Source organism: Chryseobacterium salivictor, assembly GCF_004359195.1.
GTDB classification, from domain to species: domain Bacteria; phylum Bacteroidota; class Bacteroidia; order Flavobacteriales; family Weeksellaceae; genus Kaistella; species Kaistella salivictor.
The window spans coordinates 1807638-1825540 of record NZ_CP037954.1; the positions used below are offsets into that span (position 1 = coordinate 1807638).

The following is a 17903-nucleotide window of genomic DNA, read 5'->3' on the forward strand; positions in this document are numbered from 1 at the left end:
TGTAATTATTATGGGTACGAGCGAGACGCTCTCACCAGCGTGGGGGATTGATGGAATGGCCTCCAATAACTCTCCCTTTTCTATCGTACAAACTGTAGTTTTGTGTCCAGTTATCATCTTCTATGTTTTTAACAAAAGAAGCGGTTGGCAGGGATTGGGTAACTCCTGTAGGTTTTTTTTATTATTGCTCAAAGTCGGAGACTTTGCCAGCAGGGTATACCACCTGAAAAGTTTGATGTGCGATTCTTAAAAAATTCATCATAAAAAGTAGTGTAGTAGAAAATGTTTGTTTTCTGGTTCTTGTAAAGTGTTTTTTTGACACTTTGTACTTTTCAATAAGCGCTGGATTATAGATCTCACTCTTTAAAATATCAAAAATGAATAGAGGTGTTTTTTTTATAAAACTAAATAACTATCTGATTATCAGATAAATATACAAAAATATTATCTAAAAAAACAAATATAAACGCCTGATATTCAATTGTTTAATACACTAACTTAATGACATTGTTCGTGCGGCAGCGGGGGTTTATTTTTAAATTATCACGGCTTACAGACCTGTTATATCTGTAACAATAGCCTTAGAATCTTTCGGGAAGAGATATTGATTATTTATTTTCAAAGTTTTAACCACGCTCAAAAGACTGTCCTTTTTAAAAGGAATTTGTTTTAAACCTTTATCAGTTTTAAAGGTAAAATCGTAAATATTTCCGTTAAACTCTCTGATAAAACTGAAACCCCCATTTGTGTGCTCTGGAAAAGTTTCTAAAATATAACAGTATTCGTTATTCTCTAAATAATATTTATAAATGTAATACGGCAATCCTTCTTTTTGTTGTTGTTCAATCGAAACCCCCAAATCTTCTATCATATAATCTCTTAAACTTATTGCTTTTACAGGATTTGAAAGCAATATAACCTGAGACTTATCATCAGATTTATCCATTAATCCACCAAATAAATAACGTTCATCTTCAATAATTTTCCACGTTTTCGGTATTGACAACTCAACAGAATCTTTAGCAAATTTCACATATACTTTGGTTGAAATATTATCTTTTTTAGGTGTATTTTCCTTTTTACAGCCAATAACAAATAGTAAAACACAAAATGTTAGTATTATCTTTTTCATTATTTATTGTCTTTTTTAATATTTAATGTAGCATTGCCACCAATTTTAATATATCTATTTCCTACATTAATTTTTTGCTCCACTTGACCACCAAATGTATAAGTTGTGGATTTATTATCTTTTTTAACAGAACCAACAGCTCCATTATTTCCAGCCCCATATACTACTTTTGTTGTGTTACTTGGACTGGAGCCTGTACCGCTCGTTGAACTTCTTTTAACAGGAGCAGAAGTCGTATTGCTCACCGTAACTGTTCCTGCTTCCGTTGGAATTGTTTTTGAAAAGGTTGTTTTAATAGAGCTCTCGTTTTTTACTTCAAATTTAACAGGAAGTTTTGCTTGGGTTGTAACTGTCCGGTTTCCATTTCCATCTGTTACGGTTGTTGCTTTGAAAAAATTACCGTCCAATCCAACAGAAGCTGTGGTAGTATTTTCAAGGGACGTCGTATTAGCAACTTTTTTAAAGAGTTCTTTCCCTGCTGAGAAAGCAACTTCTATTTTTGCTCCGGCTCTGTTAATCAACTCTCCACCTGCATCAAACCATTTGTATGCCTCTTGTTGAAATTGCACATATGAAGGACCGCTACAACAATTATCACCATCGCCAATAATTGGGTCTTCCGCAATCATTCCTGTGGGATCGATGTAACGAACAGGATTGTTCAACGCGTAAGCATACGGGGAGAAGGAAGGCGTAGCTTCCGCCAGCGGATCAACAACACCCCATCTACCAATATCCGGCATGTACATTCTTGCACCATAATCATACATCCCCGTCTCCTGCAACTCCTTTCCGTTGTACTTGTAGTTGTAACGTTATTTAGGTGGAGGTGGCGGGTTAGGAATTTTTGAATCTAGCAAATCTCGTGAAAACTTATGATAAGGAATTTCTTTAAGTCTTTTATCTTCCTTTAGTAAAATCAAGTCCTCAATAATTTCCTCTTGCCTCTTTGATAATTCGTGTGAATAAAATCTAAATTTGAGATTCTTCCCATTTAAATAATAATTTATCTGTCGTGGTTGGGCATCAGGAGTACTTTTAAATTGAATTGAATCATAAAAAGAGTTTAATATTCTTTTTTTGTAAGAAGCAAAATCAATCTTTTGAGTTGATTTAAAATATTTATATTTTACTCCATTGTCAACTGATATTAACTCTTCCTTACATACATACAAAGAGTCTTTGTCATTTATGAGGATTCCAATCCTTGGTTCATTAGGGTTCATACTAAATCCCAATGATATTTCAATATACTCTTGCTTTTCTTTATGACATGAAAGCAATAGTATACAAATCATTATAATACTAATTAATTTCATACAACTATTGATCTTATGTTTGAGGCTTCCATTTTTATCTACTTTTATCATAAACCCGTTAAACTTCCACATTTCAGTTTTTATCTGAGAATTACCTAATTTTAATTTTAGAGATTCGTTTGCTTGTTTAAGAATTTGAAACCCCTCCTTAGTGTATGTATTTACCTTATTGTTTGTAGGGTCTTTTAAATACTCATTCTGGATATAATAATGTTGCCCATGTTGAGATTCCCAAGTGTCATATTTTCTGTATTCTTTTGGAATGCTACTTGAATTAAGATAACCATCATCTTGAAGATCATTAGCTTCCAAATCAGCGTGAACAAAAGATTCGTGAACTATCTGTCTTAAGGTATTAAAAAACTGACTGCCAGAATCGCCATATGCTTTATTTGAAATCAAAATCGATACATTCTTCTCATCTCCCTTAATTTTGCCGGTTGTAGACCCTCCTACGGATGAGTCTGTTTTGACTCCATATGATAGATCTATCCCTTTATTATGATGCTCTCCATTAGCCTTGGCTTCAAAAATAGTCTTTCCTCCATATTCAACTTTTTGCCCTTTCTCCATATATTTAGATAAAAAAGCTTGTCCTTCTTTTGTTTTAGCAAAAAACACAAAAGCTTTATATTGTTCTTCATTACCTTTCTTCATTATATTACTCAAATCTAATTGCATCCCATCGGGATCAATATAAAGAATAGGATTATTTGCGGTATAATTAAATGGCGATATATTAAAATATTTCTCCGCCAGCGGATCAATCACCCCCCATCTTCCAATATCCGGCATATAGAATCTCGCTCCGTAGTCATACATTCCGGTTTCTTGGAGCTCCTTGCCGTTGTACTTGTAATTTTTATATGAACTTTGCCCGAAGAAAGACTCCTCATCGCTATTCAAGAAATTCATCCCAAACGGATAATAGGTATTGGTGTCTAAGGTTTCAAGAACGCCTGCGCTGTTTTTTGCAAAACTTACCCTTGTGTTTCCCAAATGGTCTTTGTACTGGTAAATATACTTATTTTCTGTGAAATCATAAAACCCTTCTGCCGTAGGAAAAAACTGTAATATAGCATTATCTGTTCCGCCACGCGGTGGGACAATAATTGGTATGTTTTCAAGCGAGAATGCTTCTCTTTCCAGTGCCACATCTGTTTCTAACTCTCTCCTTAGTTCGTATGCAGGTTCGCCATCATCAGAAGGTATTATGGTTTCCAAATACTGGAAGCCGTCTAAATAATTGGTGATGTTTACCGTGGTGATAACATCACGTATTCCGATAATGTTGGTGATGTTTTCTTTTTTTATTTTCACGCCATCTGCACGATATCCTGTTTTAATAGCAATAGTAGAGTTATTCATGTAATCCGAGATATCAACTTGCTTGGGAAGATTCAGATAATTATAGGCAATGGAAGAAATTCCTTTGTCGGGCATATCGGTCATGTTTCCGTTGGCATCATACGAGACAGGGTTTCCACCGCCTTCGTAGCCGTTGCTGTCACCTGAAGCATCGGTGATGGAGGAGAATTTATTGCCTACATAATTATTGTAAGTAAGATCATCAATCAAGTTTGCGGCTGTTCCCATCACATAAGCAGACCGTTTCAGCGTGATGATGTTCCCGTTCAAATCGTAGGTTAGTCTTTCGGAATGTTCTTTAGAAGTGGGGTTGTTTGGGTTTTGGTATAAACCGGCGGTTAATCTGTTGAGACCGTCATACACATAGCCATATCGTGCTATTTTACTACTTCTAACTCCAGTTTTCCAGGAAACTTCAGCAATATTACCATTGAATTTTGGTTGGATTGGTACACCGAAATCTCCATTGGGAAGTGCCAGACCTTCCAACGGGTCGTTGTAATTTATTTTGTAATTAAAGAGTTTTCCATTTTGAAAGCTTCCATTGGCATTCACATTAATTCCGGTCATCCAGCCACGGATATTGTAGGCATAATCAATGCTTTGGAGTGGACTGTTAATCATACTACCACCTACTTTTTTGTTTTTGAGCTGCCCAATTTCATTGTAGCTGTTTTGGGTTAGAATTTCTTCTGGCTCTAAGTCAACCTGATGCTTGTGAACCAAAAGGCGGTTTTGGTGGTCATAGTCAAAGTTTTCTTCAATTTTTACTTCAGTGCTGCTATTCAATCTTTTGTGATAGGTAAAGACTTTCTGTGGAACGCCGGTAAAATCGAGAATGCTTTCTGTTTTGGTATAACCGCCGAGATGATTGATGGAATGGCCTCCAATAACTCTCCCTTTTCTATCGTAGAAACTGTAGTTTTGTGTCCAGTTATCATCTTCTATGTTTTTAATAAAAGAAGCGGTAGGCAGGGATTTATTATTGCTCAAAGTCGAAGACTTTGCCAGCATGGTACACCATCTGAAAAGTTTGATGTGCGATGGCCATACAGCGGTGATTTCAAAGGTTTTACATCAAGAAAAATAATAAAAGCCATTGAAGAAAACAATCAGGAAAGTAGAAAAGAAACCTAACGAAGTGGTGTAGCCAATGGTTGTTTTGGACGTTTGAACAAGCAGGAAAAAGAAATTCAAATGTCAAAAAACATCAATTTTGGCACCACCACAATAAACCAATTGAGATTTGGTCTTCAAAAGTTTTTGAACAAAAACTAAACTACATCCACCATAACCCTGCAGAAAGTAGTTTTGTTATAGAACCTTGGGAATGGAAATACAGCAGCTCAAGAAATTATTGTGACGATTATCAAGAGATTTTAGAATTGATATAAATTTGTAATTATTATGGGTACGAGCGAGACACTCGCACCAGCGTGGGGAAAATACCGAAGATCGATAGCAGAGACTTCAGCTGCAAAATCTGAAGTTGTATCCTTCTTTCAAGATTATTATTTATATTTGTAAGTGATATAATGATTTATTGATTTGTGTCGTTGTTCCGACAGGTCATATTTCCCTCTCCAAGTTAGCGAGTCCATAGCGAGTCCATAGCAACTCCACAACCACACCAGTAATTTTATAGATAAGCCATTAACCTACAATATATTATTTGAAGATTTAGGTACCCTGTAAGGTTAAGGATCCCAATCTTTACCTTACACCAATCACCAGGATCATGGCAAGAATTTCAAAAAAAACGGTATTCTGATCGGACCTTTAGGGAATCTGGTATTCGTCAACAGCGAATTCCACATTTACGTACCAAATATTTCCCGCTTACACAAACCCCAAAAACAAAAGTAGCTGAGGGCATTCGGCATTGCAAGTGCACAGGACAAACTGTTCCGAGAAGCGCTCATGCATCAGTTCTCCCGCTGGTTCAGGTTCAAATATCATTAAGGAGTGTGTTAAAGTGAAATCGACTATTTTATCTTCTTGCTTTTACCTTCGATATAGGTCATGAACTGCACTCCGTCCTGCGACATTTCAAATTGGGTATTGATACTTTCATGGTCAAGCAAAGTGTACGTCAGCCGGAAAACAGGAACATTTGGAATTTTGTCACTGGTCATAACGATGGATTTACCGGCGTACGAGATGGAATACTGGATCGTGTGTCCCTCGTTGTCAAAGTAGATTGCTTTGGATGGATTTCCGGCAAAGTCCCGGTAGATGAACATCAGGTCATCGTGAATGACCAGGGGTTTATCTGCGGTGGCCGAATATTCGGAATGGCTCTTTCTTTCGATGATATTATGATCAAGATTGTAGGCAAAGGAGAAAGTGCCGCCACCTTGCCCCGGTTGTCCGCTCCCTTCGCCTTTCCACTCGCCGATTAACCAGTTCCATTGGTCCCAGCTTTTGCTTTGCTGCCCGAAGCAGGAAATCGTCAGTGTGAAAAAAAGGGTGGTGAACAGTAACTTTATTTTCATTACTAAACTGTTTTTAACGTTTTTTGATTATTTCTAAGCATCAAAACCGCTTTTCCAGCTCTCGTTTGCCTTGTTGCTTCCTGTTTTGCCGACCCCACCCAGTCGCAATAGCCCTGTTTGTAGGAGGCAGATAATGTTTCAAAAAAGTCTTTTGCTTTTTGGTCACTGTCAAGTAATGACTGAAGTTCAGCCGGAATTCCTTCGATGTGTTCTCCTCTTTTTAACATATTATTTTGGTTTGTATTTTAAGTTTACCACTAAATTTCAAATATACCCATAAACTTCATTTCTAATGAAAAATATCTTTAAGATCTTCTATAAAGAGAAATTGATTACCAATATTATTTGCATCTCCGGAATAAAAGTATCGGAAAGCGGAAACTTTTTTGTGCGATCACTGGTCAGCAAAATAAACAATCTTACCTTCTTTCGAACTTTCCAGAGCAGCTTCAATGATTTTCATGTTCTGAATAATTTCTGATCCCGGAGAAGGTAGCGGATAACCAAAAACAATATGTTCATAAATCTCCTGATAATAATTCATGTAATTTCCCGGTTCGCTGGAAGTGAGAATTCTTTCTGAACCGGAGTTTTCTTTTAAATAATTGAGAATTCCGTCGGGGTTATTTAATGGTTTCATCCAGTCTTCATTGAAAGTGGGAATGGCTCCGGAAACCAGTTCGTTTTCCTGATCATCGGTTCTTTCCTGTAAAAAACTGCCTTTATCGCCGTGAAGAATATAAGCATAATGCGCTTCTTTGCTGAAAACAGAAGATTTCAACCGGACTCTTAAACCGTTTTTATAATAAAGCAGAATCTCGAAATAATCATTCGCAAAAGCTGAACCTTTCATCGGAAAGACATCAGCAAACAGTTTTTCGGGAAAGCCAAAAAGTTGGGTCGCCTGATCGATGAGATGAGATCCCAAGTCATGCAGCGCACCGGAACCTTTTAACTGGGGATTTTCTTTATGCTCTTTTGCGCTGGGTTCTATACGAAATCGGTCGAACCGGATTTCTGCTTCTTTGATATTTCCTAACTTTCCTTCGTTTAAAACTTTTTGAACCTGAAGATAATCACGGTCGAACCTGCGGTTTTGATAAACACTGAGAAAAAGGTTTTTTTCTGCCGCCAGCTTCACCAGTTCTTTGGCTTCGGCAACATTTACGGTAAAAGGTTTTTCTACGATTACATTTTTCCCGGCTTCCAAAGCCATTTTTACATATTCAAAATGAGTCTGAACCGGCGTGTTGACGACGACCAATTCGATATCTGAGTGCTGAAGCATTTCTTTGACGGATCTATAAATAACGGTTTCAGGATATCTGGACTTCGATTCTTCTTTCGATCTTTCTACGACCGCAGACATAAAAAATCCCGGATGTTCCTTTAAAAAAGGGGCATGAAAAACTTTTCCGCTCATCCCAAACGCACAAAGGCCGACTTTTACCAGTTGCATAGCTCTTAATTTTAACAAATATATTGATAAAAAATATTCTTTAGAGCGTGCCGAAGTTGAAATTTATGTAAGACCAAAAAATATAATGATCGTAAAACTTTAAGCAAAAATACCCCTCAGAAAACCTCACACAGACTTTACCGGATAAAATCTAAAGATTCAACGGAGCCGAACTCCTTTGCGTCTTAAAAAGAAGCATCAAGAAAAGGGGGTGAGTCAAAAAAAATAGTTGCGTCCTTGCGTTAAAAACTACATTATTAATGAAAACAGATATCCATTATTTTAATCAAAAAAATACCCTTCAGAAATACTGAAGAGTACAATTTGAGGTGCGTTTTTTAAATGCGTTCGGGAATGAATTCTTCTTCCTCAGCTGCATAAAGATAGCGCTCCTTGCTGTCGTCTAATTCATCCATCCAGTCGGTGTGGTGCTGAGCGGCCATGGTTCCGGTAACCACACTTTGATAAGTTTTGTCGCGGTACGTAAGAATGTCCTCTTCTTTGTCCAGAAGCCATTCCTTGAACATTTCTGCCACTTTATCTACACTGAAATGCGGATAATCCGAAAGAGCAAGTAAATCCTTGATATAATCTGACTGGAAATCGACATTATCGATACTGCTTTCCAATTCGTTATTTTTCTTTAACCATCGGTCCATATCGAATCTTCTTTCTGCTTCCGAAGGCAATTCCAGGCGATCCATCATAAAGTCCCGGGCAACCCAAGCCTGCGCATCGAACATATTGAAGGTGTAATATTGATCCTGCATTCCCAAATAAATTAACTGCGGCAACTGATTGAAAAATATTCCCTTGTACAGCTGATCCGGGAAGAGGTTGTTTTTGGTTTTCAACCGAAGTTCATCGGGTAAAAACGGGAACTTGTGTTTGTAACCGGTACACATAATCACGGCATCATATTTTTCGGTCGTGCCGTCTTTAAAGAAAGCGGTGTCGTCTTCGAAATGCGTAACCAACGGAAGTTCCTTAATTCCTTCCGGCCAGTCGATGCCGATCGGGTTGCTTCTGTAACTCAGCGTTACCGATTTTGAACCGTGTTTATAACATTGAACGCCAATGTCTTCTGCGGAATAACTGCTGCCAATGATCAAAACATTCCGGTCGATAAACTGATCTGCACCTCTGAAATCATGAGCATGCATCACTGTTCCGGGGAAGTTTTCAATTCCTTTAAAGTAAGGCATATTGGGGGTAGAAAAATGGCCGGACGCCACGACTAAAAAATCCAGCTCCTCGGTATAGGTTTTGTCGATTTTTAAATCATCGAGAACGACGCTGAATTTTTGGGTTTCCTCATCGAAACTCACCCATCTTACGGTGGTGTCGAAACGGATATACTCGCGCGCGTTGCTTTTTTTAATCCGTCCCTGAATATAATCGAATAATACAGGCCGCGGAGGATAAGAGGAAATGGGTTTCTTGAAATGTTCGTCAAATGAATAATCAGAAAATTCCAGGCATTCTTTCGGACCATTGGACCAAAGATATTTGTACATACTTCCGTGAATAGGTTCGCCATATTTGCCGACACCTGTTCTCCATGAATAGTTCCACATGCCGCCCCAGTTCTCCTGTTTTTCGAAACAGATAATTTCGGGCATCACATAACCCTGGTCTTTCAGCGCTTCGAAAGCACGGATCTGGGCTAAACCGCTTGGGCCAGCACCGATAATGCCGACACGCTTGTTTTTCATGACATTTTTGTTGATCATATAAAATATTTTAGTAAGAAAATCTGCTTTTAAAAAAAAAGTAAATTTTCTAAAGTTAATAAGAGCTTTTAAAAATTTTCTGCGGGATGCAGAAGGAAGAGATCCAGTCTCTAAACATGGAAATAATTTGATGAATCATCAGCGAACGGAATTTCCAATGTGAATTCTATAATTAAGCAATATTGCTAAAATACGGATTTTTTTGCGGAATTCCTAATTTGAGAATAAGAAGCAGGGGTCTTCTTTTTGTTTGCGATGGTGGGAATCATCGTCAAGTCCGGCTCGGGGCGTATTGTTTATCAGTTGTTTGTGATTTTTTCAACAAAGAAGTTTGGTTTTATTTTAAACATTAAGAAATTAAGGATTATTAAGAAAATGCTGCTTCTGTCAGTCATCGTAAATATCTGAATTTCCCTTAATTCCTTAATGGGAAAAATTTACCATTCACTTCCTCAAGGCATTTTTAATTAAACACAGCTTCCATTGGTTTAAAATTAATAATTATCTCAATCTGTGGAATCCGTGTGCTTTTCATTTAAAAGATTTATTTTAAACATTAAGGAATTAAGAATTATTAAGAAAATGCTGCTTCTACATTTGCATGAAGCGATCATCTTTTTATAAATTCCCGCTGTCAGCATAAAAGTTTTGCCGATACTGTAACTTTCCCGGAGAATAAACTACTTATTGATCATAGAAATAATATAAAATTATGATAAAAAAATCTTTTTCAGCTTTTGGCCTTCTCCTTTTGGGAGTGGTGTCGCAGGCTCAGGAAATTAAATTTGAGGAATATGATTTGCCAAACGGCATGCATGTGATTCTGCATCAGGACAATAAGGCGCCTGTTGTTACCACTGCGGTGATGTATCACGTAGGGGCAAAAGATGAAATCGAGAACAGAACCGGTTTTGCTCACTTTTTCGAGCATTTGCTTTTTGAGGGAACGCCCAACATCAAGCGTGGCGAATGGATGAAAATTGTGGCTGCCAACGGCGGAACCAATAACGCCAATACCACCGATGACCGGACGTATTACTACGAAACTTTCCCCTCCAATAATTTACAGCTCGGTTTGTGGATGGAATCTGAGCGATTGAGACATCCGGTAATTAACCAGATCGGCGTGGATACCCAGAATGAAGTGGTGAAAGAAGAGAAAAGAATGCGCGTTGATAATCAGCCTTACGGTAATATTATGAAAGCCATTAAGCTTGGTCTTTTTAAAAAACACCCTTACAAAAACACCACCATCGGTGAAATGGAAGATCTGGATTCCGCGAAACTGGAAGAGTTTTTGACTTTCTTTAAGAAATATTACGTTCCGAATAACGCAACTTTGGTGGTCGCAGGAGATTTTCAGCCGGCTGAAACCAGAAAGCTGATCGATACTTATTTTGCAGGCATTCCGAAAGGAGCACCAATTGTAAGAAATTTACCTAAAGAAGATCCGATTACCAAAGAAACGGTGATGACTTATACTGATCCTAATATTCAGTTGCCGGCTTATCTTTATACCTACAGAACGCCAAGTGATAAGACACGCGATTCTAAAGTTTTAGATATGGTTTCTTCTTATTTGAGTAATGGGAAATCTTCGGTTCTGTATAAAAAACTGGTTGATCAGGATAAAAAAGCACTTCAGGTTCAGGCCATTAATTTGGGTGAAGAAGATTACAGCGTATTTGCATTCTTCGCGATTCCTTTAGGAACGACCACAGAAGCTGCTTTGCGGACAGATATCGATGCTGAGGTGAAAAAACTTCAGACGACTTTAATCAGCGAAGAAGATTTTCAGAAACTTCAAAACCAGTTTGAAAATCAGTTCGTGAATGCCAATTCAAGCATTCAGGGAATTGCAAGTTCTTTGGCGACCTATCACGTTTTACAGGGCGATGCCAATTTAATCAATAAAGAAATTGAAATCTACCGAAACATCACGCGTGAAGACATCCGCGAGGTTGCCAAGAAATACCTGAACAGCAACCAAAGAGTTATTATTAATTATTTACCGGAAAAAAAATAACCGAAAATGAAAAAATCATTATATAGTATTGCCGCCGTATTTTTTGTTTCTGGCTTGATCAGTGCACAGGTTATCGACCTTAACCAAATGCCGAAACCGGGACCTACGCCGTCGGTGAATATCGCCACGCCCCAAACCTTTAAACTGAAAAACGGTTTAACCGTGATGGTGGTAGAAGATCATAAACTACCGCGGGTAAACACCACTCTGACTTTTGACCATCCGCCAGTGGTGGAGGGAAACAAAGCTGGAGTAAGTGATATTATGGCGGATCTTTTGGGCAGCGGAACTTCGAAAATATCAAAAGACGAGTTTAATAAAAAAGTAGATTTTCTGGGAGCGTCCATTAACTATCGGGCAAATGGAGCCAGTGCCAACACGCTTTCAAAATACTACCCGGAAATTTTAAATCTTTTCGCAGCCGGAATTACCGATGCCAAATTCTCGAATGAGGAATTGAGTAAATCTAAAGAAAGAGGAATTGCAGGTTTGAAATCGAGTGAGTTAAGTGCACAGGTGATCGGCAAGCGCGTTTTCGATGTTTTGACTTATGGCAAAAATACCGCTTTAGGGGAATATCAAACTGAACAGACTTTGAATGCTATTACTTTGGCTGATGTTCAGGATATGTACAAAAAATCGTATGCACCCAATACCGGCTACCTGGTGGTCATCGGTGATGTGAAGTACAGCGAGGTGAAGAAAATGATTGAGAATGCTTTTGAGGGCTGGAAAAAATCAGATTACAAATATCCTTCATTACCGAAATTCTCTAATGTTGCGAAAACCGAAATCGATGTTGTAGATGTTCCTACGGCGGCGCAGTCTGTGATTATGTTGGGAGATCTTCATGATTTAAAAATGAAAGATCCTCAATATTTTGCAGCAACGACAGCGAATTATATCTTAGGAGGCGGAAGTCTGGAAACCCGGGTGAACATGAACCTTCGCGAGAAAAACGGATTTACTTACGGCGCTTATACCTCTCTGGATGTTTCGAAATATGATTCCAGTTTTGGCGGAACTGCCAATGTTCGTGGTGAAGTGACCGACAAAGCGATCAAAGAATTTATGACAGAAATTAAGGGAATAAAAACCATTAAACCCGAAGAACTGCACAACGCAAAAGAAAAACTCAAAGGCAGTTTCATTCTTTCTCTGGAAAGACCGGAAACAGTTGCGCGGTTTGCATTGAATTTAATTACCCAGGATTTACCAAAAGATTTCTATTCCAATTATCTGAAATCGGTGGATGCTCTGACGGTTGATCAGGTACAGAAAGCTTCTGATTCTTTCATCAAACCCAACAATATGAGAATATTTGTGGCGGGAAAAACCAGCCAGTTTGCCGGGCAGTTAGATGCTTTGGGTTATCCGGTAAAGTATTTTGATAATTATGGAAATCCCGTGGCCAAACCTGAAGTAAAGAAAGCTGATGCCAGTGTCACTTTAGCCGGCGTTGCCGATAAATACATTGCGGCGATCGGTGGGAAAGACAAAGTTTCGAAGATTACCTCGATTACTTCTGTAGCGACCACGAAAATGCAGGGAATGGAACTGGGTATTAAAAATACGCAGGCCATCGGTGGAAAAGTAAATATGGAAATTTCGATGATGGGGAATACCATTCAGAAAATGACTTACGACGGCATGAAAGGGTCGATGACCGCACAGGGAAATAAAATGGATATGCCCGCAGAAATGCAGGAAGCATACGCCAAAGAAAAAAACCTTTTCCCGGAATTAGCTTTTGCAACTTCTAAAGAGTACACGCTCGGCGGCATCGAAAAAATAGAAGGTGCGGATGCCTACGCGGTAAAGTCTGGAGATACCACCTATTACTATGACGTAAAAACCGGCTTAAAAGTAGGTGAAATCAAAAAGCAGAAAATGCAGGGTCAGGAAATTGAAGTTCCCAGTTACTATTCCAATTACAAAGACGTTGACGGCGTTAAGTTACCGTTTACCATCAAAGTAAACCAAATGGGACAGGACATGCAGCTGGATGTAAAGTCTTACGAATTAAACAAAGCGACCGCAGAAGATTTTAAATAAACTTTCTGTTTGAATAATTGATCAACGGCACTGAAAGGTGCCGTTTTTTTTGTTATAAAGGATTTTGGAAATTTTATACTTTATATTAATACTGAAAATCAGACGACTGTAGAACGATGATCTTCGAACCTGATTTTATTTAAAAGGATTCACATCAAACGAAAGACTGAATAACCGGCTATTGTGCTTTTTTTTTGTCTAATGACTTTCTTTGATTAAAGTCTTGGGTTTACGAATTGTGAGAAGGTAAAGAACGACAATCAGTGTGGCAAATGCGGAGATTAAAAAAGTCGCGGCTGCACCGAACTGAAACCAAATAAGGCCTGCAAATGAACTTGCGAGCATGGTGCAGATGCTCTGAAATCCCGAAAATGTTCCGATGGCCGTTGCGGTATCTTTCCGGTCACTGATATTGGAAATCCACGCTGTTGAAATCCCGTCGGTCGCTGCGGCGTAAATCCCGTAAAGAGAAAACAGTCCAAAAAATACATACAGATTGGTGTTCACCGACATTCCAAAGTAAACCGCTGAAAACAGGAGCAGACCTGATATAAGAATTTTTTTCAGACCTATTTTGTCCGCAAGAATCCCGATTGGAAAAGAAAACAATGCATAAATAAGATTATAAAAGATATAGACCGCAATAACCACTGTGTCATCAAGTCCAGACTGTTTTGCTTTGAGCAGAAGGAAAATGTCTGAGCTGTTAAAAAGGGTAAAAGCAAGGAGTCCGATGACTAATTTTTTGTATTCCGGCGGGCTTACTTTCCAGTAATTAATAAAAGAAAAGAAAGAAGCAGCTGTTTTGGGTTTGATGTCTTTAGGATGTTTATCTTTCAATAAAAAAGAGGCAAGAACAGCAAGAAGCCCCGGAATAAAAGCAACAAAAAATAGGATCCGATAGTTCTGCGGATAATAATACAGATAAATTAAAGCCAAAGAAGGCCCGATGACCGCTCCCAAAGTATCCATGGATCGGTGAAAGCCGAAAATCTGACCTTTCGTTTCCGCGGTGGCTTCATCTGAAAGCAGGGCGTCTCTTGCCGCCGTCCGGATTCCTTTTCCGAAACGGTCAAGGGTACGGCTAAAGAAAATCAAAAGGGGATAAGTGAAAATCGCCATCATCGGTTTTGAAACCGCACTGAAAGCATATCCTATTTTAACAAATGGAACTCTTCTGCCCGAATTGTCTGAAAGTTTACCGAAATAAGCTTTGCTCATGCCTGCCGTAGCTTCTGCAACGCCTTCAAGTATTCCGATGAGCACAATTGAAAAGCCGATTGATTTTAAATACATGGGCATCACCGGATACAGCATTTCACTGGCAATATCGGTGAAGAGACTGACTAATGATAAGATCCAAACAGTGCGTGTAATATATTTCACAATTTCTCCTTTTTAGTCGTTTGTTCAATATTTGCAGGTCGTTCCATAACAGCTTATCAAATATACGGAAGTTCATAATTATTTGAAAGCCAGTGTATTTCTGATTTTTATCTCCAATGTCGTTTCTGGCGAAAATCTGCGCCCCGGCCTGAGTAAAACTCAACTTTTGCGGCGGCTCCTTTTCTCTGGAGAGGGTTGGGGGCGAGCAAGTTACCACAATGCTATAACCAGCTGTTGTATTTCTTAATAAACCAATTTTTCACAAACTGAGTCAGTAAGCAATAACTGAACAGGATCCCCAATAACCACGGGAAATACATCAAAGGCAAAGGCGTCATTTTGAAAGCGGCGGCAAAAGGGGAGAAGGGAATCAGGATGCCGACCAGCATTATGGTGGAGGTGAGAGCCACAACGGGTGCGGAAGCCCAACTTTGAATAAACGGAATTTTGCGTGTGCGAATCATGTGAACGATTAAAGTTTGGGAAATCAAACTCTCTACAAACCAGCCAGTCTGGAATAAACTCTGGTGATCCGGTGAATTGGCTTTGAAGATAAACCACATCAGAGCAAAAGTGGTATAATCGAAAACAGAGCTGATCGGTCCGATGATGATCATGAATTTGCTGATTCCGTTGGCGTCCCATTTATGCGGGGTGGCAATGTAATCAGAATCCATTCTGTCCCAGGGAATTGATATTTGCGAGAAATCATACAGGAGATTATTGATTAAAATCTGTATCGGAAGCATAGGTAAAAAAGGCAATAAAGCCGAGGCGCCCAAAACGCTGAACATGTTCCCGAAGTTACTGCTGGCAGTCATTTTGATATACTTAATGATATTTCCATGCGTTCTGCGGCCATAAACAACACCTTTCTGCAGAACCATTAAGTCTTTTTCGAGCAGAATGATATCGGCACTTTCTTTGGCGATATCTACGCCGGTATCCACCGAGACGCCCACATCTGCATCGCGCAGAGCCGCCGCGTCATTGATTCCGTCGCCCATAAATCCCACGGTGTGTCCTTTTTGCTGGAGCAGTTTCACGACTCTGGATTTTTGCAGCGGACTTAATTTTGCGAGTATGGATACCGTGCTGATTTTATTTTGAAATTCCTCATCAGTCATCTTTTCCAGCTCGTTGCCGAGCAGCACATTCGTTACGGGAATACCCACTTCACGGCAAATCTTTTTAGTGACAATACCGTTATCACCTGTCAGCACTTTTATGTTGACTCCTAATTTCTGCAGTTCATGAACGGCCGCACTTGCCGTTGGTTTTGCAGGATCCAGAAAACCGATGAAACCGGTAAGTACCAAGTCGCATTCATCAGCGATCGAATATGTAAGCGGTCCTGCATCGCTTTCTTTTACACCGATAAGCAGTACCCGAAGTCCGTCTTCATTGAGCTTATCTATGATTTTGATGATTTTGTTTTTGAGATTTTCGTCTAAAGGAATAATGGCATCTGTGAAAAACTGACTTTGTTCATCTGCCCCCGGATCTATTGCCCGGTTACAGACCGACAGCATTTCTTCGACAGCGCCTTTGCAGATCAAAAAGTGTTTGCAGTTTTTTTCTTCCAAAATGACAGACATCCTCCGCCGGTTAAAATCAAAAGGTATCTCATCTACTTTCTTAAATTCGGCCAGCTTTAAATCGGCCTGTACATCTTCATGGGTTTCATGATAATCGATTACGGCCAAATCCATGAGGTTTTTCAAACCGGTTTGATAAAAACTGTTCAGATACGCCCACTTAAAAACTTCGTCATCTTCGATACCGTGAATGTTGAGATGTCTTTGCATGACTATTTTGTCAAGCGTTAAAGTTCCGGTTTTGTCGGTACAAAGAATATCCATCGCACCGATATTCTGAATGGCATTTAATCTTTTGACCACTACTTTTCTTTTGCTCATGCTTACGGCGCCTTTCGCCAGATTGGTCGTTACAATCATCGGCAACATTTCGGGCGTTAATCCTACGGCAACGCTGATACCGAACATAAATGCTTCCAGCCAGTTTCCTTTCGTCAATCCATTAATTAAAAAAACAAGCGGAACCATAACAAACATAAACCGAATGAGCAGCCAGCTTACACTGTTGACTCCTTTTTCAAAACTGGTTTCGGCTCTTTTGCCCACCAGTGATTCCGACATCGTGCCAAAGTACGTTTGATTGCCTGTGGCCACTACGATTGCCTGAGCAGTTCCACTCACCACATTGGTCCCAAGGAAACAGATATTCTCTAAGTCGAGTGAAGATTTTTCGGAACTGTCCGTCAGCAGCGTATCGTGTTTCTCAACAGGCATGGCTTCACCGGTCAGCATTGATTGGCCTACGAATAAATCTTTGGAGTGAAGTATTCTGACGTCAGCGGGAATCATGTCACCGGCAGATACCGAAATAAGATCACCGGGGACTAATTTTTTGATATCAATATCAATTTTACCCGAGTCTTTCCGCAGCACCGACGCATTAGTTTTAACCATGCTTTTCAACTCTTCTGCCGCTTTATTGCTTCTGAATTCCTGAGAGAATCTCAGCAGGACACTGGTCAGGATCATGAGCAAAACCACAATCACTTCTTTGTAATCTTTGGTGCCGGGAGCCGCATAAATTACATTCATAAAAAAGGAAACTACGCCGATTAAGAATAAGACCCCATTGAAAGGATTTATAAAAGCGCCGAGTAACTGAATATACCAGGAGGGTGCTTTTTCGTGCGCTATTTCATTGATGCCATACGCTAACCTTTTTTTTAGAACCTGATCTTCTGAAAGACCTTCCTCACTGCTTTCGAGCTGAATGAACAGTTTCTGGGGATCGGCTTCTGCGGCTTCTAAAAGTTGTTTCGCTGCGAGTTGGTTTGCGCTGTTATCCGGCGCAACTAAACTGGCGGTCACTTTTTTATGTAAAATATTCAACAT

The 17903-nt window shown here is 39.3% G+C and carries 10 protein-coding genes and 2 pseudogenes; 3 read left to right on the forward strand and 9 right to left on the reverse strand.

Annotation, left to right across the window (positions count from 1 at the left end; all coding sequences use genetic code 11):
• Nucleotides 1–550: 550 nt before the first annotated feature.
• From NBC122_RS08360 to NBC122_RS08370, 3 genes and pseudogenes are all read right to left on the reverse strand, one after another.
• Nucleotides 551–1132: a hypothetical protein gene (locus tag NBC122_RS08360; protein ID WP_133439938.1), complete on the reverse strand. Its 582-nt coding sequence runs from the start codon at nt 1130–1132 to the stop codon at nt 551–553.
• Between the two features lie 611 nt (nt 1133–1743).
• A pseudogene (locus NBC122_RS14560) lies at nt 1744–1944 on the reverse strand (RHS repeat-associated core domain-containing protein); the annotation flags it as partial.
• Between the two features lie 3 nt (nt 1945–1947).
• A complete protein-coding gene (locus NBC122_RS08370) occupies nt 1948–4833 on the reverse strand; it encodes an RHS repeat domain-containing protein (RefSeq protein WP_133439940.1) in 2886 nt (961 codons plus the stop codon).
• Nucleotides 4834–4878: 45 nt separating this feature from the next.
• Between NBC122_RS08370 and NBC122_RS14565 the strand changes: the two are divergent.
• Nucleotides 4879–5213, forward strand: a pseudogene (locus tag NBC122_RS14565) (transposase); the annotation flags it as partial.
• Nucleotides 5214–5804: 591 nt separating this feature from the next.
• Here the strand turns inward: NBC122_RS14565 and NBC122_RS08380 are convergent.
• The 4 genes from NBC122_RS08380 to NBC122_RS08395 form a co-directional block, all read right to left on the reverse strand.
• Nucleotides 5805–6314: a hypothetical protein gene (locus NBC122_RS08380; RefSeq protein WP_133439941.1), complete on the reverse strand. Its 510-nt coding sequence runs from the start codon at nt 6312–6314 to the stop codon at nt 5805–5807.
• A gap of 2 nt (nt 6315–6316) precedes the next feature.
• Nucleotides 6317–6541 (reverse strand): YdeI/OmpD-associated family protein, encoded by a 225-nt coding sequence (locus NBC122_RS08385; protein WP_133439942.1) that lies wholly within the window; start codon nt 6539–6541, stop codon nt 6317–6319.
• A gap of 167 nt (nt 6542–6708) precedes the next feature.
• A complete protein-coding gene (locus NBC122_RS08390; protein ID WP_133439943.1) occupies nt 6709–7773 on the reverse strand; it encodes a Gfo/Idh/MocA family oxidoreductase in 1065 nt (354 codons plus the stop codon).
• A gap of 338 nt (nt 7774–8111) precedes the next feature.
• Nucleotides 8112–9488: a flavin-containing monooxygenase gene (locus tag NBC122_RS08395; protein ID WP_133441090.1), complete on the reverse strand. Its 1377-nt coding sequence runs from the start codon at nt 9486–9488 to the stop codon at nt 8112–8114.
• Between the two features lie 730 nt (nt 9489–10218).
• On the opposite strand from NBC122_RS08395, the gene NBC122_RS08400 reads away from it, so the two are divergent.
• Nucleotides 10219–11532: a M16 family metallopeptidase gene (locus NBC122_RS08400; RefSeq protein ID WP_133439944.1), complete on the forward strand. Its 1314-nt coding sequence runs from the start codon at nt 10219–10221 to the stop codon at nt 11530–11532.
• A gap of 6 nt (nt 11533–11538) precedes the next feature.
• Nucleotides 11539–13587 carry a M16 family metallopeptidase gene (locus NBC122_RS08405; protein ID WP_133439945.1) on the forward strand — a complete coding sequence of 683 codons (2049 nt, stop codon included), beginning with the start codon at nt 11539–11541 and terminating at the stop codon, nt 13585–13587.
• Between the two features lie 198 nt (nt 13588–13785).
• Here the strand turns inward: NBC122_RS08405 and NBC122_RS08410 are convergent, their stop codons facing one another.
• A complete protein-coding gene (locus NBC122_RS08410) occupies nt 13786–14973 on the reverse strand; it encodes an MFS transporter (protein WP_133439946.1) in 1188 nt (395 codons plus the stop codon).
• A gap of 221 nt (nt 14974–15194) precedes the next feature.
• Nucleotides 15195–17903 carry a magnesium-translocating P-type ATPase gene (gene mgtA / locus NBC122_RS08415; protein ID WP_133439947.1) on the reverse strand — a complete coding sequence of 903 codons (2709 nt, stop codon included), beginning with the start codon at nt 17901–17903 and terminating at the stop codon, nt 15195–15197.